At 67.3% G+C, this 24,228-nt stretch carries 33 protein-coding genes and 1 pseudogene; 22 read left to right on the plus strand and 12 right to left on the minus strand.

Annotated features, from left to right (window positions below; translation table 11 throughout):
- Positions 1–180: 180 nt before the first annotated feature.
- Together OKW87_RS17570 and OKW87_RS14730 are read left to right on the plus strand one after the other, a co-directional pair.
- A pseudogene (locus OKW87_RS17570) lies at positions 181–285 on the plus strand (DUF1206 domain-containing protein); the annotation flags it as partial.
- A 33-nt stretch (positions 286–318) separates the two neighbouring features.
- Positions 319–906, plus strand: coding sequence for a DUF1206 domain-containing protein (locus tag OKW87_RS14730; RefSeq protein ID WP_265540652.1), 588 nt, complete (start codon positions 319–321; stop codon positions 904–906).
- Here the strand turns inward: OKW87_RS14730 and OKW87_RS14735 are convergent.
- From OKW87_RS14735 to OKW87_RS14765, 7 genes are all read right to left on the minus strand, one after another.
- The gene (locus OKW87_RS14735) at positions 903–1,973 is read right to left on the minus strand and encodes a 5-(carboxyamino)imidazole ribonucleotide synthase (protein WP_265540654.1); all 1,071 of its coding nucleotides are present in this window, start codon (positions 1,971–1,973) and stop codon (positions 903–905) included. The genes OKW87_RS14730 and OKW87_RS14735 overlap by 4 nt on opposite strands.
- Complete coding sequence (purE, locus tag OKW87_RS14740; protein ID WP_265544145.1) at positions 1,970–2,431, minus strand: 5-(carboxyamino)imidazole ribonucleotide mutase; 462 nt, start codon at positions 2,429–2,431, stop codon at positions 1,970–1,972. The genes OKW87_RS14735 and purE overlap by 4 nt, the downstream gene beginning before the upstream one ends.
- Positions 2,432–2,681: 250 nt before the next feature.
- Positions 2,682–3,368 carry a 2,3-diphosphoglycerate-dependent phosphoglycerate mutase gene (gpmA, locus tag OKW87_RS14745; protein WP_265540656.1) on the minus strand — a complete coding sequence of 229 codons (687 nt, stop codon included), beginning with the start codon at positions 3,366–3,368 and terminating at the stop codon, positions 2,682–2,684.
- 87 nt (positions 3,369–3,455) lie between these two features.
- A complete protein-coding gene (locus OKW87_RS14750; protein ID WP_265540657.1) occupies positions 3,456–4,019 on the minus strand; it encodes a DUF3617 domain-containing protein in 564 nt (187 codons plus the stop codon).
- 14 nt (positions 4,020–4,033) lie between these two features.
- A complete protein-coding gene (locus tag OKW87_RS14755) occupies positions 4,034–4,492 on the minus strand; it encodes a GNAT family N-acetyltransferase (RefSeq protein WP_265540659.1) in 459 nt (152 codons plus the stop codon).
- Positions 4,489–5,604, minus strand: a complete 1,116-nt coding sequence (locus OKW87_RS14760; protein WP_265540660.1) for a M14 family metallopeptidase — start codon at positions 5,602–5,604, stop codon at positions 4,489–4,491. Before OKW87_RS14760 ends, OKW87_RS14755 begins: the two co-directional genes overlap by 4 nt.
- Positions 5,601–6,197, minus strand: a complete 597-nt coding sequence (locus tag OKW87_RS14765; RefSeq protein WP_265540662.1) for a DUF4136 domain-containing protein — start codon at positions 6,195–6,197, stop codon at positions 5,601–5,603. The genes OKW87_RS14760 and OKW87_RS14765 overlap by 4 nt, the downstream gene beginning before the upstream one ends.
- A 157-nt stretch (positions 6,198–6,354) precedes the next feature.
- On the opposite strand from OKW87_RS14765, the gene ykgO reads away from it, so the two are divergent.
- The 3 genes from ykgO to OKW87_RS14780 all read left to right on the plus strand — a co-directional run bounded on the left by ykgO (position 6,355) and on the right by OKW87_RS14780 (position 7,467).
- Complete coding sequence (gene ykgO, locus OKW87_RS14770) at positions 6,355–6,480, plus strand: type B 50S ribosomal protein L36 (protein WP_066482602.1); 126 nt, start codon at positions 6,355–6,357, stop codon at positions 6,478–6,480.
- Positions 6,481–6,482: 2 nt separating this feature from the next.
- On the plus strand, positions 6,483–7,100 hold the full coding sequence (locus tag OKW87_RS14775; RefSeq protein ID WP_443025055.1) for an HAD family hydrolase: 618 nt from the start codon (positions 6,483–6,485) through the stop codon (positions 7,098–7,100).
- Positions 7,101–7,230: 130 nt separating this feature from the next.
- Entirely contained in the window at positions 7,231–7,467 is a 237-nt protein-coding gene (locus OKW87_RS14780) for a hypothetical protein (RefSeq protein ID WP_265540663.1), read from the plus strand.
- 69 nt (positions 7,468–7,536) lie between these two features.
- Here the strand turns inward: OKW87_RS14780 and pyk are convergent, their stop codons facing one another.
- Positions 7,537–9,006: a pyruvate kinase gene (pyk, locus tag OKW87_RS14785; protein ID WP_265540664.1), complete on the minus strand. Its 1,470-nt coding sequence runs from the start codon at positions 9,004–9,006 to the stop codon at positions 7,537–7,539.
- 70 nt (positions 9,007–9,076) lie between these two features.
- On the opposite strand from pyk, the gene OKW87_RS14790 reads away from it, so the two are divergent.
- Positions 9,077–9,445, plus strand: coding sequence for a DUF1244 domain-containing protein (locus tag OKW87_RS14790; RefSeq protein WP_265540665.1), 369 nt, complete (start codon positions 9,077–9,079; stop codon positions 9,443–9,445).
- 137 nt (positions 9,446–9,582) lie between these two features.
- On the opposite strand, the gene OKW87_RS14795 is transcribed toward OKW87_RS14790, so the two are convergent.
- Positions 9,583–10,260 carry an SGNH/GDSL hydrolase family protein gene (locus tag OKW87_RS14795; RefSeq protein WP_265540666.1) on the minus strand — a complete coding sequence of 226 codons (678 nt, stop codon included), beginning with the start codon at positions 10,258–10,260 and terminating at the stop codon, positions 9,583–9,585.
- A 103-nt stretch (positions 10,261–10,363) separates the two neighbouring features.
- On the opposite strand from OKW87_RS14795, the gene OKW87_RS14800 reads away from it, so the two are divergent.
- The 16 genes from OKW87_RS14800 to OKW87_RS14875 all read left to right on the plus strand — a co-directional run bounded on the left by OKW87_RS14800 (position 10,364) and on the right by OKW87_RS14875 (position 20,966).
- Positions 10,364–10,603, plus strand: a complete 240-nt coding sequence (locus OKW87_RS14800) for a DUF2312 domain-containing protein (protein WP_265540667.1) — start codon at positions 10,364–10,366, stop codon at positions 10,601–10,603.
- 19 nt (positions 10,604–10,622) lie between these two features.
- Positions 10,623–10,949, plus strand: a complete 327-nt coding sequence (locus OKW87_RS14805; protein WP_265540668.1) for a heavy metal-binding domain-containing protein — start codon at positions 10,623–10,625, stop codon at positions 10,947–10,949.
- A gap of 24 nt (positions 10,950–10,973) precedes the next feature.
- Complete coding sequence (locus tag OKW87_RS14810) at positions 10,974–11,717, plus strand: YebC/PmpR family DNA-binding transcriptional regulator (protein ID WP_265540669.1); 744 nt, start codon at positions 10,974–10,976, stop codon at positions 11,715–11,717.
- Between the two features lie 139 nt (positions 11,718–11,856).
- Complete coding sequence (ruvC, locus tag OKW87_RS14815; protein WP_265540670.1) at positions 11,857–12,342, plus strand: crossover junction endodeoxyribonuclease RuvC; 486 nt, start codon at positions 11,857–11,859, stop codon at positions 12,340–12,342.
- Positions 12,343–12,492: 150 nt separating this feature from the next.
- Positions 12,493–13,086: a Holliday junction branch migration protein RuvA gene (ruvA, locus tag OKW87_RS14820; protein WP_265540671.1), complete on the plus strand. Its 594-nt coding sequence runs from the start codon at positions 12,493–12,495 to the stop codon at positions 13,084–13,086.
- Between the two features lie 55 nt (positions 13,087–13,141).
- Positions 13,142–13,543 carry a hypothetical protein gene (locus tag OKW87_RS14825; RefSeq protein WP_265540672.1) on the plus strand — a complete coding sequence of 134 codons (402 nt, stop codon included), beginning with the start codon at positions 13,142–13,144 and terminating at the stop codon, positions 13,541–13,543.
- Positions 13,540–14,562 (plus strand): Holliday junction branch migration DNA helicase RuvB, encoded by a 1,023-nt coding sequence (ruvB, locus tag OKW87_RS14830; protein ID WP_265540673.1) that lies wholly within the window; start codon positions 13,540–13,542, stop codon positions 14,560–14,562. The genes OKW87_RS14825 and ruvB overlap by 4 nt, the downstream gene beginning before the upstream one ends.
- Positions 14,563–14,606: 44 nt before the next feature.
- Positions 14,607–15,053 carry a YbgC/FadM family acyl-CoA thioesterase gene (locus tag OKW87_RS14835; RefSeq protein WP_265540674.1) on the plus strand — a complete coding sequence of 149 codons (447 nt, stop codon included), beginning with the start codon at positions 14,607–14,609 and terminating at the stop codon, positions 15,051–15,053.
- 7 nt (positions 15,054–15,060) lie between these two features.
- Positions 15,061–15,747 (plus strand): protein TolQ, encoded by a 687-nt coding sequence (gene tolQ / locus OKW87_RS14840; protein WP_265540675.1) that lies wholly within the window; start codon positions 15,061–15,063, stop codon positions 15,745–15,747.
- A gap of 148 nt (positions 15,748–15,895) precedes the next feature.
- Positions 15,896–16,333 (plus strand): protein TolR, encoded by a 438-nt coding sequence (gene tolR, locus OKW87_RS14845; RefSeq protein WP_265540676.1) that lies wholly within the window; start codon positions 15,896–15,898, stop codon positions 16,331–16,333.
- A 625-nt stretch (positions 16,334–16,958) separates the two neighbouring features.
- Complete coding sequence (locus OKW87_RS17495; protein WP_322740318.1) at positions 16,959–17,258, plus strand: TonB C-terminal domain-containing protein; 300 nt, start codon at positions 16,959–16,961, stop codon at positions 17,256–17,258.
- The gene (gene tolB, locus OKW87_RS14855) at positions 17,258–18,643 is read left to right on the plus strand and encodes a Tol-Pal system beta propeller repeat protein TolB (protein ID WP_265540677.1); all 1,386 of its coding nucleotides are present in this window, start codon (positions 17,258–17,260) and stop codon (positions 18,641–18,643) included. Before OKW87_RS17495 ends, tolB begins: the two co-directional genes overlap by 1 nt.
- Before the next feature lie 63 nt (positions 18,644–18,706).
- Positions 18,707–19,219: a peptidoglycan-associated lipoprotein Pal gene (pal, locus tag OKW87_RS14860; RefSeq protein ID WP_265540678.1), complete on the plus strand. Its 513-nt coding sequence runs from the start codon at positions 18,707–18,709 to the stop codon at positions 19,217–19,219.
- 257 nt (positions 19,220–19,476) lie between these two features.
- A complete protein-coding gene (locus OKW87_RS14865; RefSeq protein ID WP_265540679.1) occupies positions 19,477–20,382 on the plus strand; it encodes an SPFH domain-containing protein in 906 nt (301 codons plus the stop codon).
- Positions 20,383–20,392: 10 nt separating this feature from the next.
- Positions 20,393–20,605, plus strand: coding sequence for a toxin-antitoxin system HicB family antitoxin (locus tag OKW87_RS14870; RefSeq protein ID WP_265540680.1), 213 nt, complete (start codon positions 20,393–20,395; stop codon positions 20,603–20,605).
- Positions 20,606–20,696: 91 nt separating this feature from the next.
- Complete coding sequence (locus OKW87_RS14875) at positions 20,697–20,966, plus strand: hypothetical protein (RefSeq protein ID WP_265540681.1); 270 nt, start codon at positions 20,697–20,699, stop codon at positions 20,964–20,966.
- Between the two features lie 150 nt (positions 20,967–21,116).
- On the opposite strand, the gene OKW87_RS14880 is transcribed toward OKW87_RS14875, so the two are convergent.
- Genes OKW87_RS14880 through OKW87_RS14890 form a run of 3 tightly spaced genes read right to left on the minus strand, consistent with a single transcriptional unit; the run spans position 21,117 to position 24,153 of the window.
- Positions 21,117–21,956 carry a S1/P1 nuclease gene (locus tag OKW87_RS14880; protein ID WP_265540682.1) on the minus strand — a complete coding sequence of 280 codons (840 nt, stop codon included), beginning with the start codon at positions 21,954–21,956 and terminating at the stop codon, positions 21,117–21,119.
- On the minus strand, positions 21,953–22,906 hold the full coding sequence (locus OKW87_RS14885) for an isoaspartyl peptidase/L-asparaginase family protein (RefSeq protein ID WP_265544147.1): 954 nt from the start codon (positions 22,904–22,906) through the stop codon (positions 21,953–21,955). Before OKW87_RS14885 ends, OKW87_RS14880 begins: the two co-directional genes overlap by 4 nt.
- Positions 22,907–22,938: 32 nt before the next feature.
- On the minus strand, positions 22,939–24,153 hold the full coding sequence (locus tag OKW87_RS14890) for an acyltransferase family protein (protein ID WP_265540683.1): 1,215 nt from the start codon (positions 24,151–24,153) through the stop codon (positions 22,939–22,941).
- Positions 24,154–24,228: the final 75 nt, after the last annotated feature.

Below are 24,228 nucleotides of genomic sequence, written 5' to 3' on the forward strand. Positions count from 1 at the left end.
CGGCCAGGGCCAGGCGTCCGCGGCTGAAGCTGGCGTCGCCCGGCACGCGCGGGAACGTCCCGCCGCATCGCGAGTTGGCCGCTCGCAACAAGAAGGGGCCATGCCATTACTTTATCCGAATCCACCGCGACGCTGCTCGCGCGGCTGGGCTTTGCCGCCCGCGGGCTCGTCTATCTGCTGATCGGCTGGTTCGCGGTCGATGCCGCGCTGCGCGGCGGGGAGACCACGGACAATAAGGGCGCGATCGCCTCGCTGGCGGACAAGCCGTTCGGGCCGGCGCTGATCCTGGTCATCGCGGCAGGGCTTGCCGGCTATGCGTTGTGGCGGCTGGCCGAGGCGGTCACCAATCCCGAGCGGCTCGACAATGATGCAAAGGGTCTGACCAAGCGCGGCGGGATGGCGTTCAGCGGCGTCGCGCACGTCCTGCTCGCCTGGAGCGCGGTGCAGCTCGCCCTGCATCCGCGCAGCGGCGGGGGCGCGTCGCCCAACGATGCCGCCGCGCGCGACTGGACCGGCTGGCTGCTCGAACAGCCGCTCGGCTGGCTGCTGGTGGGGTTGGTCGCCGCCTGCTTCCTGTTCGGCACCGTCCAGCAGGCGCGCAAGGCGTATAAGGGCGATTTCATCGACGATCTGGCCGGCAATCTGCCCTCGCACGTCTGCACGATGGGGCGGATCGGCTATGGCGCGCGCGGGGTGGTGTTCGCGATCCTGGCGGGCTTCTTCGCGGTCGCCGCCTGGCAGACCAAGGCGAGCGAGGCCGGGGCGATGTCCGACGCGCTCGAGGCGCTGCAGGATCAGCCCGGCGGCAAGTGGCTGCTGATCGCGGTGGGAATCGGGCTGGCGCTGTTCGGGGCGTACAGCTTCGTCGAAGCGCGCTATCGGCGAATCCGCGTGGCGCTCCCCTAGCGGGTCACCCGCGTGACATGCCCCATCTTGCGCCCGGGGCGGATGTTGCCCTTGCCGTAGAGATGCAGATGCGCGCCCGGTTCGGCGAAGAGCGTCGGCCAGGCATTGGCTTCGTCGCCGATCAGATTGTCCATCTCGATGCGCGTACCGGTGAGCGCCGTGCTCCCCAGCGGCAGCCCGCAGATCGCGCGGATATGGTTTTCGAACTGCGAGGTTTCGGCGCCCTCGATCGTCCAATGCCCGCTATTGTGCACGCGCGGCGCCATTTCGTTGAAGATCGGGCCTTCGGGCGTCGCGAAAAATTCGAGCGTCAGCACGCCTACATGGCCGAGCGCCTCGGCGACCCGGCCCGAGAGCGCCGCCGCGATCGCCCAGTGCCGCGCGATCTCGGGCGGGGCGGGGAGCGAGGATCGGGCGAGGATGCCGTCCTTATGTTCGTTCCACGGCGGCGGATAGCTGGCCAGCGTCCCGTCGAGCCCGCGCACGGTGATGATCGAGAATTCGTGGCTGAAGTCGACGAAACCTTCGAGGATCGCCGGGCGCTCGCCGATCGCGGCCCAGGCGGCTTCGGCTTCCGCGGCGTCGTGGATGCGGACCTGCCCCTTGCCGTCATAACCGAGCCGCAGCGTCTTGAGGATCGCCGGCGCACCGATGCGCTCGATCGCCGCCCGCAATTCCTCGAGCGTCGAGACCGGCGCCCAGGGCGCGGTGCTGCCGCCCAGCTTTGCGACGAATTCCTTCTCGCGCGTCCGGTCCTGCGCGATCGCCAGGCTGGCCGGGCCGGGGCGCACCGGAACCTTGGTCGCGAGATATTCGACGGGGCCGAGCGCGATATTCTCGAACTCATAGGTGACGACGTCGGCCTGGTCGGCCAGATCGTCGAGGACGATGCGGCTGTGATAATCGGCGCGGGTATAGGTCGAGGCGGTCTGCGCCGCGACGCTTTCGGCATCGGGGGCGAGGACGTGGGTGCGGTAGCCCAGCTGCGCTGCCGCGACCGCGAGCATCCGCCCGAGCTGGCCGCCGCCCAATATGCCGATGGTCGAGCCGGGGGGCAGCGCGCTCATTCGGCGGCGGGATCGGTGGCGACGTCGGCAGTCTGCTGCGCGCGCCAGGCCTGGAGCCGCGCGGACAGCGCCTCATCGGAGGTCGCGAGGATCGCGGCGGCAAGCAGCCCCGCATTGATCGCGCCGGGCTTGCCGATCGCCAGCGTGCCCACCGGAATGCCGCCGGGCATCTGGACGATCGAGAGCAGGCTATCCATCCCCTTCAGCGCCTTGGACTCCACGGGCACGCCCAGCACGGGCAGATGCGTCATCGCCGCGGCCATGCCCGGCAGATGCGCCGCGCCGCCCGCGCCGGCGATGATCACCTTCAGCCCGCGGCCTGCGGCATCGGTGGCATAGTCGTAGAGCCGCTGCGGGGTGCGATGCGCCGAGACGACCTGCGTCTCGTGGGGGACCTCCAGCGCATCGAGGATCCGCGCGGCGTGGCGCATCGTCTCCCAATCGGAGGTGCTGCCCATGATGATGCCGACTATAGGTGCCACAAGCTGCCCCGGGTGCGTGGAAGCGCGGTTGTTAGTGGGGGAGGGGGGCGAGGGCAACCCGTTGGGGAGAGAGCTCCGGCGACTGACGATCTCACAATTTTCATGCCGATGGCAGCGGGCGATCCGGTTTAGCGACCGGCGGGATGCGTACTTAGGCATTAAGACCTCCTGTTCGAAGAGGTCTTTCAGCTATCGCTTGGATTGGGACATGGTTACCGCCGTCAGGTCAGCGCTCGCTCAGATAATAGCGGTCGGTCGCCTGCAACGCATCGTCCAGCTCATAGACGATCGGCTGCCCGGTCGGGATCTCCAGCCCGGTGATCTCGTCGTCCGAAATCCCCGACAGATGCTTCACCAGCGCGCGCAGCGAATTGCCGTGCGCGGAGATCAGCACCCGCTTGCCTGCCCGAATCTCGGGTACGATCCGGCTCTCCCAATAAGGCAGCACCCGCGCGATCGTGTCCTTCAGGCTCTCGGTCTGCGGGATCGCGACGCCGTGATAGCGCGCGTCCTGGGCCAGGTCCCAGGGCGAACCCTCCTCGGGAAGCGGCGGCGGAATGTCGAAGCTGCGGCGCCAGATCTTGACCTGGTCGTCGCCGTGCAGCGCCGCGGTCTCGGCCTTGTTCAGACCCGTCAGCCCGCCATAATGGCGCTCGTTGAGCCGCCAGTCCTTCTCGGTCGGCAACCACAGCCGGCCCATCGCCTCTAGCGCGAGGTTGAGCGTCTTGATCGCGCGGCTCTGGAAGCTGGTGAAGGTGAGATCGAAATCGAGCCCGCGCTCGCGCATCAACTCTCCCGCAGCCCACGCCTCGCGCGTGCCCTGTTCGGTCAGGTCGACGTCCCACCAGCCGGTGAATCGATTTTCGAGGTTCCAGGCCGACTGGCCGTGGCGGATCAGGACGAGCTTGGTCATGGCGGGGCCTCTTAGCTGTGCAGCCCGTCCTTAGCGGCTGCGGCGTCGCTCACAAGCATGTCCACCGATCCTGATCGCGGTGGCGCCTCAGCCGGCTTTCGGGGCGTCGCAGTCGCCGAGGCGCTTGCCGACGACCCTGGTCTTCATCGCGACCTTGCCGCCGGCGGCCGGTCCACCGGGCATCGGCGGCATCGTCATCGCGGCTTCGCTTGTCACTTCATAGCTTGTGCTCGCGAAGGTGCCCGACACCGCGATGCGCATCTCGCCCGAGGGCGTACCCGGCGCGTTCTTGCACAAAAGGGTGCCGTCCATCTTGCCGGCCGTCATCTCGAACTTCTCATAGGTGCAGTTCTTTGCAGCCCCGAACATATCCTGCGGCGGCGTCTTGACCTGCTCGGGGGTCAGGCAGGTCTCGACCGTCTGTTCCTGCATCTGCTGCTTCATCGAGGTCGCGATCTCGGGGGGAAGGCCAGGGCCGTCGAGCGACAGAAGTGCAATCTTCGTCTCCCATTTGCCGGGCTCGAGCTTGATCGCATCCTTGGCGGCTGCCGCGACGTCCGCGATCGAGGCATTTTCCGCCTTGATCGTCGGTTCGGCGTTGCATCCGGCGAGCATCGCGAGGGCGGGCAGGGCGATCGTCAGGCGATTCATGGCATTCCCCTTTTTCAAAGCACCCGCGAGAGGAAGCGGCTGTGCGGATCTTCCTTATAGCCCGCAAAAGGCGGGCAATCGGTGAAGCCGAACTGGCGGTAGAGTGCGATCGCCGGCTCGAACGACGGGTGCGAGCCGGTCTCCAGGCTGATCCGGCGATAGCCCCGCGCGCGTGCGGCCGCCAGGATATGCGATACCAGCGCCGCACCGGTGCCGCGGCGGAGATGCTCGGCGGCGGTGCGCATCGACTTGATCTCGCCCTGCTGCGGGTCGAGCTGCTTGAGTGCGCCGCAGCCGAGCAGATCCTCGCCGTCCCATGCGCTCCAGAAGGTCACGTCGGGGCCGCGCAGCCCCGAAAGATCGAGGAAATGGCAGCTGCCCTGCGGCGTGTTCGCCAGCATGCTTTCGAAATGGTGCTGGAGCAAGGCGACGACCTTCGGGTCGTCGAGTCCCCCTTCGCGAATGTCGATCAAATTTCGTCGATCATGCCGGCGAGGGTGTCCAGGCTGGCATGCGCGAGCAGCTTGCAGCGCGCGGGCGACCAGGCGAAATCGGGGTCGGCATTGGCGACATGATCCTTGAACGGCATTTCCAGCGTCATCGATACGGCACCGTAACGTTCCGCAAGCTGGTTTGTCGACATCGAAAGATTTGCGCGGCCTGGCGCCGACTTCTCATATCCCAGTTCGGTCTGGAAATCGGGCGTGGCGGCGGCGAGGCGGCGGGAGAATTCGTAGAATTTCTCGCCTTGCGCGTCGGTCCAGCCGGGAATGCCCTCGAAGCCGGCAAGGAAATTGGCGGGGATCGCCTCGTCGCCATGCACGTCCATCGCGAAGGCGACGCCGGTCTCGTCCATCCGATTGCGCACCGCGAGCACTTCTGGGCTCTTCTCAGGGCTGGGCGCATGCCATTCGCGGTTTAGGTTCACCCCCGCGGCATTGGTGCGCAGATGGCCGCGGCGCGATCCGTCCGGGTTCATGTTGGGGACCAGGTGCAGCGTTGCCTTCTCGCGCAGCGCAGTCGCGGTCGCGTCGCCCGAAGTCAGCTTCTCCAGCGCGCCTTCCATAAACCATTCGGCCATCGTCTCGCCGGGATGCTGGCGGGCATAGAACCAGATCTGCTTGGGGCCGACGCCGACGCTCAGGCAGTCGATCGGCTGGCCGTCGAGCGTCACCCCCAGTTCGCGGTGGCTGACGCCGGGCAAGGCGGCAATGCGAGTCACGAGATCGTGATGCCGCTCCATCGAATAAGGCGCGAAATAAGCGAACCAGACCAGGTCAGATTCAGCGCGGTGCGTGAAGCTGAGCACGCCATCGGCATAGGCGCCGTCGCCCGCGCGCCAATCCTCCCGGTCGCTGCTCCAGCGCACGCGATAGCCCGGCCAGCCAAAGGCGTATGCGGCGCCGCCGGCGTTGACGATGCGATAGGTCAGTTCGCGACCCTTCGCACCGCTCACGCGGAAGTAGAACCATTGGTAGAAGTCGGACGCGTGGTCCTTTGCGATCTCCAGGTCGACGCGATCGCCTTCGATCGCGACGACCCGGATGTTGCCGCCATCGAATGCGGCGTTGATTTGGATGCTCATCGCGTCGTGGTAGTGATCCCCGACTCTCCTGGGAAGTCCTTGAACAGCCCGCGTGCCAGACGCGCGGCGGTATCGCGTGGATCGCTGCCCCTCGCGCCGCTGATCGAATCGGTCATCGCCCGGCCTTCCCACACGGTCGTATTGTCGCTGCGGCGCCGCAGCTGGACCCACAATTCGGAGGCAGTCACGTCGCGGCGCTTGCCGCCGAGCCCGAACGACACGCCGCCGCCAACCCCACCGCCGCTGCCGAAGCTGCCGCCGCCCAGCCCGATCGAAACCGGCGGACGCTCGCGAAACTCGCCGCGCGGCGCACGCACGAACGAAACCGCGACGATATAGCCGGACGCCATCTCGCTGCTCGACTGGACATAGCCGAGGCGGCCGAGCTCGGCGCCGACGGCATCGGCATAGAGCTGATATTCGGGGCTGAGCTGCGCGGCGCCGGTCATCGGCTCGATCGCGATGGTGGTCCGCTCCATCGGCTGGCCGAGATGATAGCGCGTTGCCTCGACGGGTGCGTTGCGGGTGGACGCGGTGCAGCCGCCGGCGAGCAGGGCGGTCCCGGCGATTGCTGTGCTGATGATCTTGTTCACGGGACACCTCCTGGCTTGCGGTCGGAACGTCCCGCCTTACTTTCAACCCTGGTGTCAAGGAGTCGTTCCGGATGCGGCGGCGGGTTGACTTGGGCTCTGCGCGCATCTAGGCGAGCGCCTTCTTTTTCCACACCGTAATTCGAGAAGCGAATCGATCATGAAGATCGTGAATTCACTGAAGTCGCTCAAGGGGCGTCACCGCGACAACCGCGTGATCCGTCGTCGCGGGCGCATCTATGTGATCAACAAGACCAACCGTCGGTTCAAGGCCCGCCAGGGCTGATCGTGCCGCAGCCGCATGCCGTCATCTTCGATGTCGGCAATGTGCTGTTTCACTGGGATCCGCGGAATCTCTACGAGCGCTTGATCGGCGACGATCAAGCGCTCGACGCGTTTCTGGCGGAAGTCGTGACCCACGAGTGGCACTTCCAGCATGATGCCGGGCGTCCGTTCGCCGAGACCTCGGCCGAGCTGAGCGCGCGCTATCCGCAGCATGCCGAACTGATCGCCGCCTGGGGCCCGCGCTTTCACGAATCGGTCGGCCCCGCGGTCGCGGGCATGATCGAGCTGGTCGAGGAACTCGACGCGGCGGGCGTGCCGCTGTTCGCGATCACCAATTTCTCGGGCGAGTTCTGGCGCGAATGGATGCCGCGGCATGCGGGCCTGTTCGGCCGCTTTCGCGACATCGTCGTCTCGGGGGACGAGAAGATGGTGAAGCCCGATCCCGCCATCTACGCGCTGGCGCTCGATCGCTTCGGCCTCGCGGGCCCCGATGCGGTGTTCGTCGACGACAATCCGGCCAATATCGCAGGGGCGGCGGACGCGGGAATCCACGCGGTCCTGTTCACGAACGCCACGGACTTCCGCGCCGAACTCGCTCGGCTGCGCCTGCTTCCCGCCTGAATTGTGACTTCTGTGCTGCACCGCGCAAGAAAATGCGTCGGTCGTCACGAATCCGAAACATCGTGCGCTTCTAGGCGTCTACAGCAGGGGTGCGGCATTCGCCGCGCGTCAGCCCAGTCTGGAGACGAATATGAAGCTCATCCGTAAGGCGCTGATCGGCGCCGCTGCCCTCGCCACCGTCGCCACCCCGACCCTGGCTGCCGCCGATTCGGCCGCGGCGTTGTCGCTGTCGCGCGCCGCCACCTCCGGCGGTGACGAGTCCGAACTCGACGGTCCGAAGATTCCGTACATCATCGGGGTAGGCCTGGTCGTGACCGCGCTCGCGGTCACCGTCGTGCTCGCAACCGAAGAACCCGACAGCCCCTGATCGCGTACGCGCATCCGAACTAGCGAAGAGGCGTCGGCGGAGCGATCCGCCGGCGCCTTTTCCTTGGCTTCAGCCGCCCTCGGCGCCGCTGTGGCCCTTGAGTTCGTCGCCGACCAGCGTGACGACGTGGAGCACGTTGGTCGAGCCCGGCGTCCCGAACGGCACGCCCGCGCAGACCACGATACGATCGCCCGCAGCGGCGATATGGTGGCGCAGCGCCATCCGCTTGGCCTTGGCGACCATTTCCTCGAACGATTCGACGTCGCGGGTGTGGACCGCATGCACCCCCCACAGCAGCCCCAGCCGCCGCGCCGTCTCGAGCTTCGGCGTCAGCACCATGATCGGCACGGTGGGCCGCTCGCGGGCGATGCGCCGCGCGGTCGACCCCGAGCTGGTGAAGCAGACGATCGCCGCGGCGGAGACGGTGCGCGCGATATTCTTCGCCGCCTCGGCCAGCGCGTCGGCGGTGGTGGGATCGGGGCGCGTGACGGTGAAGTGGACGCGGTCGCCATGGCCGGGATCGCGTTCGACCGCATCGGCGATCGAATTCATCATCGTCACCGATTCGATCGGATATTTGCCCGCCGCGCTCTCCGCCGAAAGCATGATCGCGTCGGCGCCGTCATAGACCGCGGTGGCGACGTCGGAGACTTCGGCGCGGGTCGGCGAGGGCGTCTCGATCATCGATTCGAGCATCTGCGTCGCGACGATCACCGGCCTGCCCATCCGCCGCGCGGTCTCGACGATCCGCTTCTGCATCGGCGGCACCGATTGCGGCGGCAGCTCGACCCCCAGGTCGCCGCGCGCGACCATAACGCCGTCGCATTGCTCCATCAGCTCGTCGAGCCGGGCGATCGCCGACGGCTTCTCGATCTTGGCGAGCAACGCCGCCTTGCCGCCGATCAGCCGGCGCGCCTCCATCAGATCCTCGGGCCGCTGGACGAAGCTGAGCGCGATCCAGTCGGCCCCCATCTCGACCGCGAAGGCCAGGTCGCTGCGATCCTTCTCGGTCAGCGCCGCCATCGGCAGCACCATGTCGGGGACGTTGAGCCCCTTCGAGTTGGAGAGCATGCCGCCCACCTCGACGATCGTCGTCATCCGGTCCGCCGAATTGCTGATCACACGCAGCACCAGCTTGCCGTCGTCGAGCAGCAGCCGGGCATCGGGATGCGCCGCCTCGAAAATCTCGCGGTGCGGCAGCTCGACACGGGTGGCGTCGCCCGGGGTCGGATCGCGATCGAGGATGAATTCATGCCCGGCGACGAGCATCACCTTGCCCTCGGCGAACTTGCCGACGCGCAGCTTGGGTCCCTGCAAATCGGCCAGGATCGTGGTCGGCCGGCCACTGGTCTTCTCCATCGCCCGGATCGCCGCGAACAAAGGCACCTTCGAGGCCTGGTCGCCGTGGCTCATGTTGATGCGGAAGGCGTCGGCACCGGCCTGGTACAGCCGCTCGATCATCTCCGGGGTGTCGCTCGCCGGTCCCAGCGTCGCGAGAACGCGCACTTTCCGCGAACGGGGGCTTATTGCCATTATCATCGCTGTCATCCTCGGCTTGTGCCGACTTGCCTCTAGCCCCAAATGCCGCAGGATCAACTCCGGAGGTCCCATGGCAACGCTAGAAACGCTCGACGACGCCGTCGCCGCAAAGGCATTCCGCAGGCTGGTCCGCCACCTGCGCCACCGCAGCGACGCGCAGAATGTCGATATTATGGGGCTGGCCGGCTTCTGTCGCAATTGCCTGGGCGACTGGGTCGCCGAGGCCGGCGACATGACCAAGGATCAGGGGCGCGCGATCGTCTACGGCATGCCCTATGCCGAGTGGAAGGCGCAGAACCAGGGCGCCGCGACTCCCGAACAGCTCGCCCGCATGGAAGAAAGCCTGAAGCTTAATCCGACCGAGGACATGCTCGACGAAGCGCTCGACGAAAGCTTCCCCGCCAGCGATCCCCCCTCGATGACCGAGCCGGGGCGGTAAGCCGACTGAATCCCCCTCCACCCGGCGAAGGCCGGGGCGCAGTTGCGAGCTGTTCGAGAAGGCGATGCTGCTTCGAGCACATCGAAGCTGGGCCCCGGCCTACGCCGGGGTGGGATTCCAGGGAGCCTGATCCGGCTCTAGCGCTCGCCCAACGCGCGCCTCACCGCATCGCGCCAGATCACATAGCCCGCGCGAGTCATGTGCAGCCCGTCCTCGCGCAACAGATCGGCGCGCGGCTTCCCGTCGGCGCCCAGCATCGCCGGGAAGATATCGATGAACCCCAGCCGGTCTGACGTCCTGGTATAAGCCTCGATCAGCGCATTGGCCTTGCGAATCTCGCCGACCATCGACCAGCGCGCGATGCTCGGCTTGATCGCGATATAGAGGATGCGCGTGCGCGGCAGCCAGGCATGAACGAAGCCGACCAGCGTCTGGAAATCGCCCAGCACCTGCTCGGCGCTGCGCCCGCCGGCGATGTCGTTGTCGCCGGCATAGAAGACGATCGTGCGCGGCGCATAAGGCAGGATGATGCGATCGGCGTAATGGATAGATTCGGCGATCGTCGATCCGCCGAAGCCGCGGTTGAGCACCGGCAGCCCGGGGAAATCCTGCGCCAGACCTTCCCACATCCGGATGCTCGAACTGCCGACGAACAGGATTCCGCCCTTCGCCGGCATCTGCAGTGCATCGGCCTCGGCAAAGGCGCGAATCTCGTCGGCGAAGCCCGGCGGATTCTGGGCGGTGGCAGGGCTGCCGAGCGCGATCAGCGCCCCGAACAGAAGGAGCCAGCGGGCGACGCGGTGGGACAGGGTCATGCGCATGCGGTAAAGGTCCCAGCGCCTCCATGCAAACCGATCCGCCCCTTGAGCCGCGCGTGCCGCTTCTCTATCGCCCGCACTTCACCTTCAGGAGCCTTTCATGTCCGATTCGATTTCCGCCGAGCAATTGCGCCTGTTCATCGAGCGCATCGAGCGGCTCGAGGAAGAGAAAAAGGGCATCGCCGACGACGTCAAGGACGTCTATTCGGAAGCCAAGTCGACCGGCTTCGACACCAAGACGATGCGCGCGATCGTGCGGCTGCGTAAGATGGAAAAGCATCACCGCGACGAGGCCGACGCCTTGCTCGAAACCTATCGCAACGCCCTCGGTCTGCACTGAGGCATAAGGGGAAACGCCGATGATCCTGACGACGACGAGCGCGGTCGATGGCCGCCAGGTGACCCGCTATCATGGCGTGGTCTCTTCCGAAGTGATCATCGGCGCCAACGTGTTTCGCGACCTCTTCGCCGGCATTCGCGACATCGTCGGCGGGCGTTCGGCCAGCTATGAGCGCCCGCTCAAGCAGGCGCGCAAGACCGCGCTCGACGAGCTCGCCGCCGAGGCGCAGGATCTGGGCGCGAACGGCGTGATCGGCATCGATTTCGACTATGAAGTGATCGGCAAGAGCGGCTCGATGCTGATGGTTTCGGCGTCGGGCACGGCAGTTACCATCAGCGGCGTCTAAAGACCGCGTACCGGACAGGATTCCATGGCAGGCCATTCCAAATTCAAGAATATCATGCACCGCAAGGGCGCACAGGATAAGAAGCGCTCGGGTGCCTTCTCCAAGCTCAGCCGCGAAATCACCGTCGCGGCCAAGATGGGCATGCCCGATCCGGACATGAACCCGCGGCTGCGCGCGGCGGTCAACGCCGCCAAGGCGCAGTCGATGCCCAAGGACAATATCGCCCGCGCGATCGACAAGGCGAGCCGCGGCGATGCCGAGAATTACGAGGAAATCCGCTATGAGGGCTTCGGCCCCGGCGGCGTCTCGCTGATCATCGAAACGCTCACCGACAATCGCAACCGCACCGTCACCAATGTCCGCACCGGCATGGGCAAGAATGGCGGCAATCTCGGCGCGCCGGGCTCGGTCAGCCACGGCTTCGATCGCGTCGGGCTGATCAGCTATCCGGCCAAAGCGGGCGACGCCGACAAGGTCTTCGAAGCCGCGCTCGAGGCGGGTGCGGAGGACGTGACCTCGTCCGAGGACGGCCACGAAATCTGGACCGCGGTCGGCGATCTTCACGAAGTCGCCAAGGCGCTCGAGCCGGTGCTCGGCGAAGCCGAAGGCGCGAAGCTCGCCTGGAAGCCCCAGACGATGGTGACGATCGACGAAGGCGACGCCGCGACCCTCCTCAAGCTGCTCGACGTGCTGGACGACGATGACGACGTGCAGACCGTGTGGGGCAATTACGAGATCCCCGACGAAGTGATGGAGAAATTGGGTTGATCCACGCTCCCTCTCCCGTTGGGAGAGGGAAGGGGCCCGCTCGCGCAGCGAGTGGGAAGGGTGAGGGCAGCACCCTTACTTCTGCCCTCACCCTTCCGGCGCTGCGCGCCTCCCTCCCTCTCCCAATGGGAGAGGGAATTTGATCCTGCTCGGCCTCGATCCCGGCCTCGGCACTACCGGCTGGGGGCTGATCCGCGCCGAGGGCAACCGCCTCAGCCACATCGCCAACGGCCGCCTCAAGACCGATTCCGCCGCCCCCCTTCCGCGGCGGCTCGCCCATCTCGACGCCATGCTCACCGCATTGATCGCCGATCACGCCCCCCAGGCCGCGGCGTGCGAGGAAGTGTTCGTCAACGCCAATCCGCAATCGACCCTCAAGCTCGGCCAGGCCCGCGGCGTGGTGCTCTGCGCCGCGGCCCGCGCCGGGCTCGAGGTCGGCGAATACAGCCCGACCTTGGTCAAGAAAGCCGTGGTCGGCACCGGCCGGGCCGAAAAGGCCCAGGTCCATGCCATGGTCGCGCGGCTGCTGCCGGGCCTGAAGATCGACGGGCCCGACGCCGCCGACGCACTGGCGGTGGCGATCTGCCACGCCCACCATCTCGCCAGCGCGCGTCGCATTCCCTGATTTCGCTTTCCTACAGCGCCATGTTCCGCTTATGTCCCGTCGCATGACTGCGGGCGCCCTTCTCCTCTCGATAACCGCATCCCCGGCCCGGACGCGCCCGCGCACGCGAGATGGTGGTACTTTTGTGACTTTCCGCACGGCGATGCGGCGATGATCGCGCACCTCAAGGGCCGCCTCGCCGCCACCGGCGCCGATCATGCGGTGATCGACGTAAACGGCGTCGGCTATCTGGTCGGCGCCTCGGCGCGGACGCTCGACGCGCTGGGCGCGATCGACAATCTGGTGACGATCCATACCGAGATGCTGGTCAGCGAGGATTCGATCCGCCTGATGGGCTTCGCCTCGGCCAGCGAGCGCGACTGGTTCCGGCTGCTGACCTCGGTCCAGGGCGTGGGCGCCAAGGTCGCGCTGGCAATCCTGTCGATCCTCTCGCCCGAGGAAGCACAGACCGCCGTCGCCCGCGCCGACGCGGCGATGATCTCGCGGGCCAATGGCGTGGGGCCTAAGCTCGCGCAGCGCATCGTCAACGAGCTCAAGGACAAGGCCGGCGGGGCGGCGTTCGGCAGCGCGGGGTTCGCGGCGGTGGCGCCGGGCGCGGCGGCGGATGCGGTATCGGCGCTGCTCAATCTCGGGTTCAAGCCCGCCGAGGCGAGCAGCGCAGTCGCGGCCGCCAATGACGAACTGGGCGCGGGGGCGACGCTTGATGCCCTGGTGCGCCTGGCCTTGCGAAAGGCGTCGAAATGACCGGCCGCCGTCATTCCCGCGGATGCGGCGGTGTCGGAGACGGGAGGCGATCAAAATGATCTGTGCCAATCGCGATCGGAAGGCTCGCATCGGCGCGAAGTTCATGCTCGCCATATGGGCCCTTATGGTCTCGGTTGGGTTTGTCGCCTTAGGTGATGTTGCGATGTCGGAATTGCCGACCCTAGTTTTGGCTATCGGGCTGCTTTCGATCCCGGTGGGGATAGCACTCGCAGCTGGCGTGCTGGCGCGCGGCCCCGCACTCACCGTACTTTCGGGCGGCTTCGCAGCCACGACGGCCGTATTGGCGATATGGCTTCTATGGGAAGCTTTCACTTCGACGAGTTCAACGGCACCGATTGCGTTCGTTTTTTACCCAGTCGTGGAAGTCGCCGTGCTTTGCCCGGTCCTGCTAGCCGGCGCTTTGATAGATCTGCTGTTGCGGCGATCCGCGCCATGACCGACGCCGATCGCATCCTCGCCCCGGCACGCACGCCCGAGGACATCGACGCAGCGCTGCGCCCCAAGCATCTCGACGAATTCGTCGGCCAGAAGGCCGCGCGCGAGAATCTGCGCGTGTTCATCCAGGCCGCCAAGTCGCGCGGCGAGGCGCTCGACCATGTCCTGTTCTTCGGGCCCCCCGGCCTCGGCAAGACCACGCTCGCCCAGATCGTCGCGCGCGAAATGGGGGTGGGCTTTCGCGCCACGTCGGGCCCGGTGATCGCCAAGTCGGGCGATCTCGCGGCGCTGCTCACCAATCTCGAGGATGGCGACGTCCTCTTCATCGACGAGATCCACCGCCTCGCCCCCGCGGTCGAGGAAGTCCTCTACCCGGCGATGGAAGACCGCGCGCTCGATCTGATGATCGGCGAAGGCCCCTCCGCCCGCTCGGTGCGGATCGACTTGCCGCGCTTCACCCTCGTCGGCGCCACCACCCGACAGGGCCTGCTCACCCAGCCGCTGCGCGATCGATTCGGCATCCCGATCCGGCTGCAATTCTACACGGTCGAAGAGCTGGAGCGCGTCGTCACCCGCGCCGCGGCATTGCTCGATCTGCACATCGCCCCCGACGGCGCGCATGAGATCGCCAGGCGCTCGCGCGGCACGCCCCGCATCGCCGGCCGGCTGCTGCGCCGGGTACGCGATTTCGCCAATGTGCTGGGCGAGGCGACGGTCCATGCCAAGGCGGCGGATGCCGCGCTCACTCGCCTCGAAGTCGACGCGCTCGGGCTCGATACGATGGATCGCCGCTATCTGATGATGATCGCCGATATCTACAAAGGCGGCCCGGTCGGGGTCGAGACGCTCGCCGCGGGGCTTTCGGAGCCGCGCGACACGATCGAGGAAGTGATCGAACCCTATCTGATCCAGATCGGCATGATCGCCCGGACGGCGCGCGGGCGCTGCCTCAACGCCGCCGGCTGGAAGCATCTCGGCCTCAACCCTCCGCCCACCGCGCAGGAAGGGCTGTTCGACTGAGGGCGGGGGTTCCCCCTATGGGGGCGCTGGTTTAGGGCCGGGCGATGCACGCTTTGCCCGCCCTCGGCCGCTTCGAAGGCCTCGAGCACTATTTCGGGCTGCGGGTCTATTTCGAGGATACCGACCTCACCGGCGTCGTCTATCACGCGAATTACCTGAGGTATCTCGAGCGCGCGCGATCGGATATGCTGCTGGCGGCGGGGATAGACCAGCGCGCCACGTTCGAGGGCGGGGGCGGGGCCTATGCGGTGCGGGATATCGCGATGCGCTATCGCGCGCCCGCGCGATTGAGCGATGAACTGGTCGTCGTCAGCCACCTGTCCGCGCTGCGGCCGGCGGCGGTGATCATTCAGCAACGAGTCATGCGCGGGACTCTTTTGTTGGCCGAAGCCGACGTCGAGGCGGTGTTCGTCTCGCCCACCGGGCGGCCGCGGCGCCAGCCGGCGCATTGGATGGCGGCATTCGAACCGCTCGTATCGAAGGGAAACTGAAGGCCTCATGGATCCGATTACCACCGCTGCGACCATCTCCCCGGTCCACCTGTTCCTGCAGGCCGATATCGTCGTGAAGGCGGTGATGATCGGCCTGCTGCTGGCGAGCCTGTGGACCTGGGCGATCATCCTCAGCTTCGGGCTGAAGGTGGGATCGGTGCGCAAGGCGATCGACACGTTCGAGGGCGAATATCGCGAAGCCGACGATATCGACGAATTCCACCGCCGCACTGCGAACCTCGATCAGCCGATCGCGCGCGTGTTCGGCGCGGGGGTCACCGAATGGCGCCGCTCGACCGCGGGCAAGTCGATCGATCGCGAAGGCACGCGTGAGCGCCTCGCCACCGCGATGGGCGCCACGATCGCGCAGGAAATCGATCGGCTGGCCGATCGGCTGAACTTCCTCGCCACCGTCGGCTCGGTCGCGCCCTTCGTCGGGCTGTTCGGCACCGTGTGGGGGATCATGCGAAGCTTCACCGCGATCGCAGCGGAGCAGAATTCGTCGCTCGCGGTGGTGGCGCCGGGTATCGCCGAAGCCCTGTTCGCCACCGCGATCGGCCTGTTCGCGGCGATCCCCGCGGTCATCGCCTATAATCGCTATTCGCACCGCGTGAACCGTGTAGAGGCGCGGCTCAACCGGTTCGCCGACGGCTTCCACGCGACGCTCAGCCGCCGGCTGGAGATGGAGGCGTGACGGACGCTTCTTCGATCCTCCCCGGCACGGGGAGGGGGACCAGCCGCAGGCTGGTGGAGGGGGCTCTCCGCGAGCGAACCCTTCGTGGCGCGCCCCCTCCACCATTCGCTGCGCGAACGGTCCCCCTCCCCGTACCGGAGAGGATTTGATGGCGATGCACCTCCCCTCCAACAAGTCCCGCGGGCGCCGCGCGCCCATGGCGGAGATCAACGTCACCCCCCTGGTCGACGTGATGCTCGTCCTGCTGATCATCTTCATGGTCACCGCGCCGCTGATGACCGCGGGTGTGCCCGTCAACCTGCCCGACAGCCGCGCCAAGGCGCTCGAGCAGGAGGAAAAGCCCATCCAGATATCGATCGACGAGAAAGGCCAGGTCTTCATCGATGACGAGCCCACCACCGATGCCGCGCTCCCCGCGCGGCTCGATGCGATCGCCCAGCAATTGGGCGACGATGCCAAGCCGCCGCAAATCTATCTGCGCGGCGATCAGGGGCTCGGCTATGGCAAGGTCATGCAGGTGATGGGCGAGCTCAACCGCGCCGGGCTCAACCGCGTCTCGATGCTCACCGAGCCGACGAGCAAATAGATGGCGTTGTCGCGCTCCGAAGCCATTGCCCTCGGCGTCGCATCGGTCGGCCATATCCTGCTGTTCGGCTTCCTTTCGGCCGGCTTCGCGTCGCCCAATCCCGAGAAATTACGCAGCACGCCCATCGAAGTGACGCTGAGCGACGAGGTGGGCCTGGTGAGCGAGGCGCCGGTGCTCAGCGCCGAGTCTCCGGCCGCGCGCAAATCGCCGGTCGAAGCCCCGCTCGAGCCCGAGACGTCCCCGGAGCCGGAAGCGGCAGCCCCCGAAGCGCCGCCCGAGCCCGCGCCGCCGCCGCCGCGACCCACTCCGCCCCGGCCCGCGCCGCCAAGGCCCGCGCCCGCGCCGGTCGCGAAACCCGCGCCGTCCAAGCCGACTCGCCCGGCGCCGGCCGCCAAGCCTGCGCCGTCCCCGGCCCAGCCCGCCCGCAGCAAAGCCCGCGCCCGCCCGGCCGGCTCGCCCCGCGCCGGCCAAGGCCGCCCCCGCCAAGGCTGCGCCCGCGCGTCCCGCGACAGCGCGCGGCCCGGTAAAGCCCACCGGCCGGCTCAACGGGCTCGATCTCGGCATCAGCGATCGCGAGACCGCCAGCTCTTCGGTAACGCCCCCCGCCGCAGCCATCGGGCCGCAGGTGAAGGCGGCCCTGGGCGCCGAGATCATCCGCCAGATCCGCCCGCATTGGTCGCCGCCCAGCGGCGCCGATTCGGACAAGTTGCGCACCCGAGTGGTGGTAACACTCGGGCGTGACGGCGCGCTTGCCGGCGAGCCGCGCGTTACGCAGACGGGGGTTACCGCCAGCAACCGCGCCCAGGCCGAGCTGGCCCGCGAGCGCGCGATCCGCGCGGTGAAGCTCGCCGCGCCGTTCAAGCTGCCGGCGCAATTCTACGACGCATGGAAGACGATCGGTCCGACTTTGTACGAGGGTTTGTGATGATGAAGGCCAGGAATTTCGCACTCGCCGTCGCGCTGGCGATCGGGACCGCACCCGTTGCCTACGCACAGGATATCCCGGCGGCGTCGCTCGGCACCGAGCAGCCCGAGGCGGGGCAGGATTCTGTCCTCAGCGTCGACGTGACCAACCAGGCGGCGCAGGACCTGTTCCTCGCAATTCCGGCCATGCCCACCGCGCAGGTGGTCGCCACCGCCGCGGGTCCGACCGACGAGCTCGGCCGCAAGCTGGCGCAGGTGATCGAGGATGATCTGCGCAACACCGGCCTGTTCAAGACGCTGGGCCCCGCCCAGGCGGGCGGCATCCAATATGGCGAAGTCAACGCGCCTACTTTCGGCACCTGGAGCGCGCGCTCGGCGCAGGCCCTGGTCCAGGGCTATGTCCGCGCCAACGGCAACGGCTCGCTGACCGTCGGCTGCTATCTCTACGACGTCGCGCTGCAGAGCGAGCTGGTCCGCCAGGGCTTCGTCGTCTCGCCCGGCGACTGGCGACGCGCCGCGCATAAATGCGCCGACGCGATCTACACAAGGCTGAGCGGCGAGGGCCCCTATTTCGACAGCCAGGTCGTCTATGTCGCCGAGCAGGGCCCGAAGGGCCGGCGTCGCAAGCAGATCGCGATCATGGACCAGGACGGCGCCAACCACCGCTTCCTGACCAACGGCCAGTCGATCGTGCTGACGCCGCGGCTGAGCCCGGCGCAGAATGCGATCGTCTATATGAGCTACGAGAATCGCCGGCCGTCGATCTACCTCTACGATCTGGGCGCCCGCCGCAGCCGGCTGCTCGTGTCGAACGTATCGCTCACCTTCGCCCCGCGCTTTTCGCCCGATGGCCGCTGGGTGCTCTTCTCGATGGCGGCAGCGGGGAATACCGACGTGTACCGGGTCGCATCCTCGGGCGGTACGCCGCAGCGGCTCACCAATTCGCCCGGCATCGATACCGGCGGCAGCTATTCGCCCGACGGCTCCAGGATCGTGTTCGAAAGCGATCGTGGCGGCACCCAGCAACTTTATGTGATGAATGCCGATGGCTCGAACCAGCGCCGGATCAGCTTCGGCGGCGGGCGCTATGCCACCCCGGTGTGGAGCCCGCGCGGCGATGTGATCGCCTTCACCCGGATGGGCGGCGGCGCTTTCCGCGTCGGCGTGATGAGCCCGGCGGGCGGCGGCGAGCGGCTGCTGACCAACAGCTGGGGCGACGAGGGGCCGAGCTGGTCGCCAAACGGCCGCGTGCTGATGTTCTTCCGCTCGGCGCAGGGCTCGGGCAAGCCCGATCTCTGGTCGGTCGATCTCACCGGCGTGAACGCGCGCAAGATCCCGACCCCGCTGGACGGCTCCGACCCCAATTGGGGACCCATTCGGCCCTGAACCGTTACCTGTTCATGCAAACGTCGCTTCGAAGCGGCAGATTTCGACAAAAGGAGAAGAACGATGGCCAAGATCATGACCAGCCTGGTGCTGGGTGCAGCGCTGATCGCCACCGCCGGCTGCGCCAAGAAGCGCCCGCCCGAACTGCCGCCGACGCCGAGCGAGCAGGGCCCGGGCACCGGTAGCGACATGAACAACAGCGACAGCGAGGCCGGACCGCTCAACGCCCAGTTCAAGCGCGCGGTGATGAGCGACACCGTGTTGTTCGACCTCGACCAGTACGACATCGATCCCGAGGCGCGCGCGATCCTCGACAGTCAGGCGACCTGGCTGGTCTCCCGCCCTGAAGCGCGGATCACGATCGAGGGCCACGCCGATGAGCGCGGCACCCGCGAATATAATCTCGGCCTCGGCGATCGCCGCGCCAACGCCGCGAAGAATTATCTCGCGGCGCGCGGCGTCTCGGCCTCGCGCATCACCACGATCAGCTACGGCAAGGAACGCCCGGTCGCGATGGGCTCCGACGAAGCCGCCTGGGCGCAGAACCGCCGCGCGGTGACCATCGTCATCAATTAAACTAAAACTCCCTCTCCCTTTGGGAGAGGAGTGTCAGGTCGGCGATGCCCCCGGCATCGCCTAAATAGCGCGGGGCGCTATTTACCTGACGCTGGGCCCATCGCGTAGCGATGGGAAGGGTGAGGGCGACAACTCTCACCCTCACCCTTCCGCCGCTACGCGTCTCCCTCCCTCTCCCAATGGGAGCGGGATCGTTTCCACTTGCGTACACTTCCCACCCGATATAATGATGATATCATAATAACGGGAGGTATCAGATGACGGACGTTCGCACACCCGCCTCGGCGCTGCGGCAAAGCCATGAGACGGCGGCGCAGACGACGAGCGGCTATGGCATGCTGCTCGTGCTGCTGTTTACGCTGGTCGCCGGACTGGCAGCCTTCACCCAGATCGATCGGCTAGCCGACGGCGCGATCGTCGCCTGGTTCATCGCGGCCAGCTTCCTGTTCCTGTTCGTAGCGTGCGGCTTCTATCTGCTCCAGCCCAACCAGGCGTCGGTGATCACCCTGTTCGGCGATTATCGCGGCACCGATCGCAATGCCGGGCTGCGCTGGACCTGGCCGTGGATGGGCGGGAAGAAGGTCTCGGTCCGCTCGAACAACATCATTTCGGAGCGGATCAAGGTCAATGATCTGCGCGGCAATCCGATCGAGATGGCGGCGCAGGTGGTGTGGCGGGTGACCGACACCGCGCAGGCTTTGTTCGACGTCGACGATTACAAGGCGTTCGTGAACGTCCAGATCGAGGCGGCGGTGCGCACGATCGGCTCGCGCTACCCCTATGACGATTTCGAGCATCAGGAAGTCACGCTGCGGGGCAATCACGATCAGGTCGGCGGCGAGCTGCGTGCCGAGCTGATCGAGCGGCTCCACGTCGCCGGCATCACCGTCGACGAATGCGGCTTCACGCATCTCGCTTATGCCCAGGAGATCGCCGGCGCGATGCTGCGGCGCCAGCAGGCGCAGGCGGTGGTCGCGGCGCGCACTACGCTGGTCGAAGGCGCGGTCGGCATGGTCGAGATGGCGCTCGCCTTGCTCTCTGAGAAAAATGTCGTCGAGCTCGACGACGAGCGCCGCGCGGCGATGGTCTCGAACCTGATGGTCGTGCTGTGCGGCGAGCGCGACACCCAGCCGATCGTCAATGCGGGGTCGCTCTATCAGTAAGGATGGCCCCGTGTCGGCTCCGCCCAAAAAGGCATTCCCGCTCCGCCTCGATCCCGCGCTCTACGCGGCGATCGAGCGCGCGGCGGCGAGCGACCTGCGCAGCGTCAACGCCCAGGTCGAATGCTTGCTGCGCGAGGCGCTGGGACGACGGGGGGTGAAGCTCGAAGCGCCGGTCCGCGCCAAACGCGGCCGGCCACCCAAAGCAAATGGAGACGAACCATGATGATGGCATTTCACCTCAACCGCCGGCACCTGCCCTGGCTGATCGGCTTGTTCACCGCCACGCTGGCGATCGGCATCGCGATGATGGCGCTATGATCGGGCGGATCCTCGGCGGCGCGCGGGTTCGTCCTGGCTATTGGTTCGTGCCCAAGGCGTTCGGCTGGGGCGCCACCCCGGCAACCTGGCAGGGCTGGGTGGCGACGTTGCTCATGGTCGTCGCCGCGGCGCTCATCGCCAACCTCGCCGAGCATCGCGGCGCAGTCTATCTGTGGCTGCTCGCGCCGCTGCTGCTTGGCTTCCTATGGCTACTGTGGAGCAAGACCGACGGCGACTGGCAGTGGCGCTGGGGCAAGCGGAACTGAGCTCAGTCCGGCATCGATGAAGCCCACCCCGGCGGAGGCCGGGGCCCAGTTTCGGCGAACCCGGAGCGCTCAGACACCCTCTCACATGCATCGCAGCTGGGCCCCGGCCTCCGCCGGGGTGGTACGCGTCCGATATCGTCCGGATAAGCTTCAGCCCAAAGCCTCGTTCAGCAGCCGCGCCAGCCGCAGCCCACCCTTGATCACCTGCGCGCGCGCCGGCTCCACCAAAGCCGCGATCTGCGCATCGCTGAGCGTCGCCCGCGCAGGGATCGGTCCGCAGGGCTGGCCGCCATAGGCGCTGGCATAGACCACGTCGCGTGCCACCTGCCAGCTGTCGCGGCTCCAATCCTCCACGGTGCCGCCGTCCACCGCCGCACGCTCGGCGGAGCTATACACCCGCACCAGCCCCGGCGGAGTCGAGATCGCCCGCTCGGCGACCAACCCGTCCCAGATACTGTGCAGGTTCAGCCGGGCCGTCGAATAGGCGCCGTAGGTCGAAAGCGCGCGATTGCCGCCCAGGTCGCTGCGGTCGCCCGCATGGAGCGGCTGGTGCAGGTCGCCGACGAAATGAACGAGGAAGGCCAGCGCCATCACCCGCTCGCGCTGCGGCACCGTCTTGTCCTTCAGCAGCTTCACGTCGCGCTCGATCTGCGCCGACACGCAATTGCCGTCGGGGCAATTGCCCTTGAGCGTGAAATCCTTGCAGACGTCCACATTCTGGTAGTGCCAATTATAGGCATAGCTGAAGCGCGGCCCCAGCGTCTTGATGCAGTCGGCCCAGACGCTGGCCTGCTCGATCGTCCCCGCCGGGCATCCCGGCGTCTCGAGCAATGCCTGCCGCGCTAGCAGCCGCCGGATCTCGGCACGCACCGCCGGGGTGACGTTGCGATAGGCGATCGCCGCCACCGTCTCATGGCCATATTCCCAATAGGCCTGGGCAGGCGTCGCGAAGCCGAGGAAGGCGGCGACAATCAACAGGATATGCTTCATCGTTCGTCACCATAGAATGCGACCAGCCGGTCGCCGTTGGAAGATGCCCGGCCGCGATACATGCCCGGGGTGTTGAAGCTCCAGGCCATCTCGCCGCTCGGGCCGGTGACGATCACCCCGCCGCTGCCGCCCAATTGCTTGGTCTCGGCCATCACCACGTCGGCGGCCTGCTGGAGCGTCTCGTTCTTGAAGCGGACCCGCGCGCAAATCTCGTGCGCCACGCCCTCGCGGATGAAAAACTCGCCGGCGCCCGTGGCGGAGACCGCGCAGGCGCGATCGTCGGCATAGGTGCCCGCGCCGATGATCGGCGCATCGCCGATCCGGCCCCAGCGCTTGCCGGTGAGCCCGCCGGTCGAGGTGGCGGCGGCGACATGGCCCTGGCTGTCCATCGCCACCGCGCCGACCGTGCCATATTTCAGGTCGACGTCGAACCAGCCGAGCTTGTCGTTGGCCTTCATCTTGTCGAGCTGGCGGCGCCGCTCCGGCGTGGCGAACCAGCTATTCTCGACTTGCTCCAGCCCCTGCTCGCGCGCGAACTGGTCGGCACCGGGGCCGGCGAGCAAGACGTGCGGGCTCTTTTCCATCACCGCGCGCGCCGCCGCGACCGGGTGACGCGTGGTGGTCGTCCCCGCGACCGAACCGGCGGCACGGTTGCTGCCGTCCATGATTGCCGCGTCGAGCTCGTTGGTCGCGTCCCAGGTAAACACCGCGCCGCGTCCGGCATTGAAATGCGGATCGTCCTCCAGCACCTGCACCGCCGCCTGCACGGCATCGAGCGACGATCCGCCGGCGGCAAGCACCTTGGCGCCGGCATCGAGCGCCGCGTCGAGCCCGGCCTGGACGCCCTTCTCCTGCTCGGGGGTGACGCGCCCCTTCTCGATGATCCCGGCGCCGCCATGGATGACGAGCGTCCAGCTGGGCTTCGGCTGGGCTTGGGCGGAAAGCGGCATGAGGAGGGCTCCGAGCAATAGGACGAGGCGCATCACGGCACTCCTGGGACTGGCCGTGCCCTCCTAGCAGAACGCCTGTCGCGCGCCAGCGGACTCAGGCCGATCAGCGGCCGCAGCCAGCCGATTTCCCGGCCGACCAGATAGGTCGCCAGGCACACCGCCGCCGTCCCGCTCAGCAGCAGCGCGAATTCGGCAAGCGCGCCGAGCCGCAGCGGCAGCGAATACCACGCGATCAGCACGATCGCCGGGTGGTGGACGATGTAGAAGGGGAAGACCGCCTCGGCGAGCGGTCGACGCCAGCGGTGATCGCGGTTCCAATAGCTCTCGGCGATGTGGAACAGCGCAACGATCATGCACCAGGCCATCGTCACCCGCGCCGCGCGATTGAGCGCCATCCATGCGTGCGAGGGGACCGCGCTGCCCGGATAGCGCATCTCGATCGTCACCGCGATCGCACCCGCCACTCCGGCGATCAGCAGCGCGGCTTTCCAGCCACGTCCGATCGCCGGCCACAGCTGTGGGGCTCCCGCCAGCGCGAAGCCGAACAGGAAGACCGGCACGTACAGCGCATGCCCGCTCCAATCGCGCAGCAGCCCCTGCGATTCGGGCGCGACGAACAGCAAGGCGAGCCGCAGGGTGACGAGCAAGGCGATCGGCACCCACAGCAGGCGGGCCCCTTGCGCGAACCAGTCGGCAAGCCGGTCGAGCCCCGCGAACAGCCGCGCCCCGAACCTGTCGATCGCGGCGGCGAGGAGCAGGCTGTACGCGGCAAGATAAGCCACGAACCAGAGATGCTCCCAGCTCGGAAATTCGCGGCCATGGAAGGTGCCGACGCGCCAATAATCCACCGCCCAGAAATGCAGATAGCCGCTGCGGTAACCGGTCTCCATCACCCGCACCCACATCTCCAGGGGGACGAGCACCGCCATGCCGAAGGCGAGCGGCACCAGCAGCCGCAGCGCGCGCGAACGGGCAAAGGCCCGCGCGCCGCCCGAACGGTCGAACAGTCTGCGCGAGGCATAGCCCGAGACAGCGAACAGCAAAGCCAGCCGCCAGGGGGTCAGCAGCGCCATCGGCGGGATCAGCGCGGTGTAGCGATAGGGGGTGTGGATCACCCAGGTCCACGGCGCGAACGCCATCGCGACATGGTAGAGGATCAGCAGCCCGAACGCGGCGATGCGCAGCCAATCGAGCCCGTAATGGCGCTGGCTGGGCTGGGTTTCGATGGCTGCGCCCGGCTGCTTCAACGACGGCTTCCTCGCGCGCCTTTCGCGGCGCGCTCGGGAAGGCTATATGGGTCGGTGCGTAAGCAAAGCGTTAGC

The organism is Sphingomonas sp. M1-B02 (assembly GCF_026167525.1).
GTDB lineage: Bacteria > Pseudomonadota > Alphaproteobacteria > Sphingomonadales > Sphingomonadaceae > Sphingomonas.

What these genes read in the sequence shown, in the direction of transcription:
- OKW87_RS14885 (WP_265544147.1), bottom strand. Translation starts at nt 22,906, where the DNA reads ATGCCGCTTTCCGCCCAAGCCCAGCCGAAGCCCAGCTGGACGCTCGTC.
- tolQ (WP_265540675.1), top strand. Translation starts at nt 15,061, where the DNA reads ATGGATCCGATTACCACCGCTGCGACCATCTCCCCGGTCCACCTGTTC.
- OKW87_RS14760 (WP_265540660.1), bottom strand. Translation starts at nt 5,604, where the DNA reads ATGAGCATCCAAATCAACGCCGCATTCGATGGCGGCAACATCCGGGTC.
- OKW87_RS14780 (WP_265540663.1), top strand. Translation starts at nt 7,231, where the DNA reads ATGAAGCTCATCCGTAAGGCGCTGATCGGCGCCGCTGCCCTCGCCACC.
- tolB (WP_265540677.1), top strand. Translation starts at nt 17,258, where the DNA reads ATGATGAAGGCCAGGAATTTCGCACTCGCCGTCGCGCTGGCGATCGGG.
- tolR (WP_265540676.1), top strand. Translation starts at nt 15,896, where the DNA reads ATGGCGATGCACCTCCCCTCCAACAAGTCCCGCGGGCGCCGCGCGCCC.
- ruvA (WP_265540671.1), top strand. Translation starts at nt 12,493, where the DNA reads ATGATCGCGCACCTCAAGGGCCGCCTCGCCGCCACCGGCGCCGATCAT.
- ruvB (WP_265540673.1), top strand. Translation starts at nt 13,540, where the DNA reads ATGACCGACGCCGATCGCATCCTCGCCCCGGCACGCACGCCCGAGGAC.
- OKW87_RS14795 (WP_265540666.1), bottom strand. Translation starts at nt 10,260, where the DNA reads ATGACCCTGTCCCACCGCGTCGCCCGCTGGCTCCTTCTGTTCGGGGCG.
- OKW87_RS14865 (WP_265540679.1), top strand. Translation starts at nt 19,477, where the DNA reads ATGACGGACGTTCGCACACCCGCCTCGGCGCTGCGGCAAAGCCATGAG.
- OKW87_RS14825 (WP_265540672.1), top strand. Translation starts at nt 13,142, where the DNA reads ATGATCTGTGCCAATCGCGATCGGAAGGCTCGCATCGGCGCGAAGTTC.
- OKW87_RS14835 (WP_265540674.1), top strand. Translation starts at nt 14,607, where the DNA reads ATGCACGCTTTGCCCGCCCTCGGCCGCTTCGAAGGCCTCGAGCACTAT.
- OKW87_RS14810 (WP_265540669.1), top strand. Translation starts at nt 10,974, where the DNA reads ATGGCAGGCCATTCCAAATTCAAGAATATCATGCACCGCAAGGGCGCA.
- OKW87_RS14790 (WP_265540665.1), top strand. Translation starts at nt 9,077, where the DNA reads ATGGCAACGCTAGAAACGCTCGACGACGCCGTCGCCGCAAAGGCATTC.
- OKW87_RS14735 (WP_265540654.1), bottom strand. Translation starts at nt 1,973, where the DNA reads ATGAGCGCGCTGCCCCCCGGCTCGACCATCGGCATATTGGGCGGCGGC.
- OKW87_RS14875 (WP_265540681.1), top strand. Translation starts at nt 20,697, where the DNA reads ATGATCGGGCGGATCCTCGGCGGCGCGCGGGTTCGTCCTGGCTATTGG.
- pyk (WP_265540664.1), bottom strand. Translation starts at nt 9,006, where the DNA reads ATGATAATGGCAATAAGCCCCCGTTCGCGGAAAGTGCGCGTTCTCGCG.
- OKW87_RS14750 (WP_265540657.1), bottom strand. Translation starts at nt 4,019, where the DNA reads ATGAATCGCCTGACGATCGCCCTGCCCGCCCTCGCGATGCTCGCCGGA.
- pal (WP_265540678.1), top strand. Translation starts at nt 18,707, where the DNA reads ATGGCCAAGATCATGACCAGCCTGGTGCTGGGTGCAGCGCTGATCGCC.
- gpmA (WP_265540656.1), bottom strand. Translation starts at nt 3,368, where the DNA reads ATGACCAAGCTCGTCCTGATCCGCCACGGCCAGTCGGCCTGGAACCTC.
- purE (WP_265544145.1), bottom strand. Translation starts at nt 2,431, where the DNA reads ATGGGCAGCACCTCCGATTGGGAGACGATGCGCCACGCCGCGCGGATC.
- OKW87_RS14805 (WP_265540668.1), top strand. Translation starts at nt 10,623, where the DNA reads ATGATCCTGACGACGACGAGCGCGGTCGATGGCCGCCAGGTGACCCGC.
- OKW87_RS14800 (WP_265540667.1), top strand. Translation starts at nt 10,364, where the DNA reads ATGTCCGATTCGATTTCCGCCGAGCAATTGCGCCTGTTCATCGAGCGC.
- ykgO (WP_066482602.1), top strand. Translation starts at nt 6,355, where the DNA reads ATGAAGATCGTGAATTCACTGAAGTCGCTCAAGGGGCGTCACCGCGAC.
- OKW87_RS14880 (WP_265540682.1), bottom strand. Translation starts at nt 21,956, where the DNA reads ATGAAGCATATCCTGTTGATTGTCGCCGCCTTCCTCGGCTTCGCGACG.